Source organism: Mycobacterium sp. (assembly GCF_052145595.1).
GTDB lineage: Bacteria > Actinomycetota > Actinomycetes > Mycobacteriales > Mycobacteriaceae > Mycobacterium.
This window is the reverse complement of record NZ_JBKQOI010000114.1, coordinates 1-4335: the sequence shown is the minus strand read 5'-3', so window position 1 is coordinate 4335 and position 4335 is coordinate 1. Positions and strand designations below refer to the sequence as shown.

Below are 4335 nucleotides of genomic sequence, written 5' to 3'. Positions count from 1 at the left end.
GCTCTACATCTCCGACCGTATCCGGAGGGCGGCTGCCACGCTCGCCAGCCGGCTGATGGAGCGGTGACGCACCCATGACTGCTGCCACCATTCTGGTCACCGGCGCCTTCGGGCAGGTCGGCAAGCGATGCGCACAGATCCTGCTCGACCGGGGACGAACCGTCATTGCGATGGACCTGCGTACTGACGCAAACGTTGCCGCCGAAAAAGAACGGTCCGCCGGTGCGCACCGGGGAACGCTGATTGCGGCCTACAGTGATCTGCTTGATTCCGATGTGGTGCACGATCTAATCGCGACATATCGGCCCGAAGCGATCATTCACCTCGCCGCCATCCTTTCACCACTGTCGTATCGCAATCCCGGGCTGGCCAGAAGAATCAACGTGGGTGGTACCGAGAATCTCTTGGCGGCGGCCACGGCACTGCCCCGTAGACCGCTGTTCCTGATGGCATCCAGCGCCGCGGTGTACGGTTCGCGCAATCCATACCGCTATCCGGAGCGCATAACGCCGGACACCCCGGTTAACCCCATCGATCAGTACGGACAGGACAAGGTGCTGGCCGAGGCGGCGATCCACGCGAGCGGTTTGCCGTACGCGTTCTTCCGGCTCGGCGGGGTCATCTCACCGGACACTCAGTCCAGCTTCAACGGTGACCACCTGGTTTTGATGCGCTCGATGCCGAGCGACAACCGCATACACATGGTAGACGTGCGTGACGTGGCGCTGGCATTCGCCAACGGCGTCGATCGCGAAGCCACAATCGCGGGCAAGGTGCTGCTCATCGGCGGTAACGAGTCATATGTGCTACTGCAGCGCGACTTCGAGGACGAATTGATGACCGCCGTCGGCCTCGGTCGGCTGGGCCCCTCGGCGAGTCTGCCGGGCAACCCCGACGACGACCGCGGTTGGAGTTTCACCGGCTGGTTCGACACCACCGAATCGCAGGCGCTGCTTGACTTCCAACAGCACGACTGGCACCAGACCCAGGCCTGGATTGCGCAATCCCAGGGCCACAGGCGCACCGTGTTGCGGGCCCTGGGCCCGATACTGCGACCAATCCTGCGTACCGCGCTGAAACTGCAGCGCCGCATCGAGGGACGAGGTCCCTACGCCGACCCGTGGACGCTGATCGTGAAGAAATACGGGTCCGGTGCATTGGCTGCCGCCGACTAGCTTCGCGATGCGAAGAAGACGGCGGCCTTGCGGATCGAGTCTTCGACGGGTTCGGGTTTCCATCCGAGTTCGCGTTGAGCCTTGCTGTGGTCGAGCGGGGACATCAGTTCGGCCATGCGCATTCCGACGTAGGCGAATGGGAGGTCGCGGCGCAGCAGGCGCGCCATCAGGTCGTTGACGCGGGCACCGGCGCGAAGCACCGACATGGGGATGCCGATGCGCGGTGGCCGTCTGCCAACGGCGGTGGCGGCGATCTCATGCAGCTCCCGAACGCTCATGTAGCGGTCGGAGATGATGTAGCGTTCGCCGTTTCGTCCGCGCTCCGCAGCGAGAAGCATTGCCCTGGCGGCATCTTCGATGCCCACCACTTCGGACGAGTAGCCGAAATAGAACGGGAAGCGACCGGTGGCGACCAGGGCGAGCAGGGAGCCATGTGGGGTCGGCGCCCAATCGCCGGGGCCATAGGTGGTGGATATGCACATGGCGACCGCGGGCAGCCCTTTGTCACGCACGTACGACATGAGCATGTTTTCGGCAGCCACCCGGGCCTCGATGTACGCGCCACCCTGATCCCAGTTGTGCGGATCGTCTTCGGTCACCACCCGGCCGTCGCTGATCGCCAAAGTGCCGGCGGTGCTGGTGAACACGAACTTCTTCAGGTTGGCGTCCACGGCGGCGTCAAGAACGTGCCGCAGCCCTTCGACGTTCGTCCGGAACAGCGGCGCCGGGTCACGCAGCCACATCCGGGCATCGACGACGCAGTAGTAGACGACGTCGCAGCCCGTCATCGCCACCCGCAAAGCCGCGTCATCGAACACATCCCCGTAGCAGCGCTCGACATCGAGGTCGTCGATCCCCTTGGTGGAACTGGTGCGGCGCAACATGACTCGCACGTCGGCACCACCGGCGACCAGCTGCCGTGTGACGTGTGATCCCAGGAAGCCGCTGGCCCCGATCACCAGCTTCTTTTCGGCACCCATCAGCGGTCGATCCATCCCATTTGCGCTTCGGCGTGATGGCCCCCGACCGGCGGGGTGAGCCGGTCGAGTCTGGCCAGTTGGTCGGGCGTGAGTTCGACGCCGTCGGCGGCGACGTTCTCCTCGAGGCGCGTGACCCGTTTGGTTCCCGGAATCGGCACGATGTCGGAACCTTTCGCCAGCAGCCAGGCCAATGCGACCTGAGCGGGTGTGGCGCCGACGTCGGCGGCAATGTCACGCAGTTCGTCTGCGCTGTTGAGGTTGTGCTGGAAGTTTTCGTCGAAGAATCGGGGGTTGGTCTTGCGGTAGTCGCCGTCGGGAAGCTCCTCGGTGGAGCGGATTGCGCCGGCGAGAAACCCGCGACCCAGTGGCGAGTAGGCGACGAACCCGATTCCAAGTTCACGCAGCGCTTCTAGCACCCCGTCTTCGGGGTCGCGGGTCCATAGCGAGTATTCGGATTGCACCGCGGTGATGGGGTGCACGGCGTGGGCGCGTCGAATCGTGTTCACGCCGACTTCGGACAGACCGAGGTGCCGGATCTTCCCCGCAGCGACCAGCTCGGCCAGCGCTCCGACCGTCTCTTCGATCGGGGTGCCGCGGTCGAGGCGGTGCTGGTAGTAGAGGTCGATGTGGTCGGTCGCCAGCCTTTGCAGCGAACCGTCCACGGCGATACGGATATTGGCGGGGCTACTGTCGAGGCCGTCACGCCCGGTGTGGGAGATCAGGCCGAACTTGGTTGCCAGCACCACCTGGTCTCGTCGGCCCCGCAGGGCGCGGGCAACGAGCTCCTCGTTGACGTAGGGCCCGTAAATCTCGGCGGTGTCGATCAGCGTGACGCCGAGGTCGATGGCGCGGTGAATCGTGCGGATGGATTCGGCGTCGTCGCCGCCCGCGCCGGCATAGGCGACGGACATCCCCATCGCGCCCAGACCGAGGCGGCCGACCTCGAGGTCGGCAAGGTGAGCGTGCTTCACGGAAGCCATTATGAAGTCACCGTGCGCCGAGCCGCTTCGCGGGCACGGGACGGGTACCGTTGCGCGAGTGCAACGCATCGACCTTGCCGCGATCTGATGGACGACGCACCGACCGCGCGTCCGGTCCGCAATCTGGCGGTGGACTTCTACCGCGTGTCGGGCGTCGTCCTCATCGTGCTGGGCCATTGGCTGGCCGGTTCCGTGACCTATCACGATGGGCAGTTCGGCCGGGAAAATCCTCTCCTCGACCTGCCGTGGACGCAGTGGCTGACCTGGATTTTCCAGGCGGTTCCGGTGTTTTTCCTGGTGGCCGGCTACGCCGGCGCAATTTCGTGGACGCGCCGAAGCGACGCCGACGGCTTCACGCGTCAGGTCTGGATCCGGCATCGACTGGCCCGGGTAATGGGACCCACTGCCGTCTACGTCGCGCTGGTGTCGGTCATCGTCGTGGTCCTGCAGGCCCGCGGCATATCCGGTTCCGTGCTCGAGTACGCGGGTTGGGCGGTGGCCATGCACCTGTGGTTCCTCGCCGTCTACATAGTGGTGGTGTCGCTGACACCCATTGCGATTGCCGCACAACGCCGTTGGGGCCTTTTGGTTCCGGCGGTGTTGGCGGTGGGGGTCGTGGTGGTCGACTTCGTCTCGCTCGCGGGCCACGTGCCCGGCGTCGGCTGGCTGAACTACCTGCTGTGCTGGGGGCTGCTCTACCAGCTCGGAATCGCTTGGCACGGCGGGCTGTTAGCCGGCCACCGACCCATGCTGCTCGCCGCCGGGTCGGCGGTCGCGCTGGCGCTGCTGATCCGGGTGGGGCCCTATCCGGTCAGCATGATCGGCGTTCCCGGCCAGCCGATAGAGAACACGACACCGCCCTCGGTGGCAATGCTGGCGTACGCCTGCGTGCAGGCCGGGCTGGCGATGGCGATCGCACCGGCACTCAATCGGGTACTGCGCGCCGGCCTCGTGCAGCGCGTGCTGTCCACGGCCAACGCCAACGTGATGGCCCTTTACCTGTGGCACATGGTGCCGGTGGTGATCGTCGCGATCGTGGCCTACCCGGCAGGGCTGATACCGCAACCGCTCGAGGGAACGGCGGCGTGGTGGCTGGTGCGGCTGGAGTGGATCGTCATCCTCAGCCTGGTGACAGCGGTCGAGATGATGCTGTTGTGGTGGCAGCGACGCTTCTTCGCGGCCCCGCTCCCCATGCTCGGC

General features: G+C 65.6%; 4 protein-coding genes. 2 read left to right on the top strand and 2 right to left on the bottom strand.

Going from position 1 to position 4335, the window contains the following annotated elements; genetic code table 11:
- The first annotated feature begins 74 nt into the window (after positions 1-74).
- Positions 75-1175, top strand: coding sequence for an NAD-dependent epimerase/dehydratase family protein (locus tag ACLP4W_RS10195; RefSeq protein ID WP_442386016.1), 1101 nt, complete (start codon positions 75-77; stop codon positions 1173-1175).
- On the opposite strand, the gene ACLP4W_RS10190 is transcribed toward ACLP4W_RS10195, so the two are convergent.
- A complete protein-coding gene (locus ACLP4W_RS10190; protein ID WP_442386015.1) occupies positions 1172-2155 on the bottom strand; it encodes an NAD-dependent epimerase/dehydratase family protein in 984 nt (327 codons plus the stop codon). The genes ACLP4W_RS10195 and ACLP4W_RS10190 overlap by 4 nt on opposite strands.
- Complete coding sequence (locus tag ACLP4W_RS10185; protein ID WP_442386014.1) at positions 2155-3126, bottom strand: aldo/keto reductase; 972 nt, start codon at positions 3124-3126, stop codon at positions 2155-2157. The genes ACLP4W_RS10190 and ACLP4W_RS10185 overlap by 1 nt, the downstream gene beginning before the upstream one ends.
- Before the next feature lie 96 nt (positions 3127-3222).
- Between ACLP4W_RS10185 and ACLP4W_RS10180 the strand changes: the two genes are divergently transcribed.
- The coding region (locus ACLP4W_RS10180) for an acyltransferase family protein (protein WP_442386013.1) at positions 3223-4335 on the top strand (1113 nt) is incomplete at its 3' end.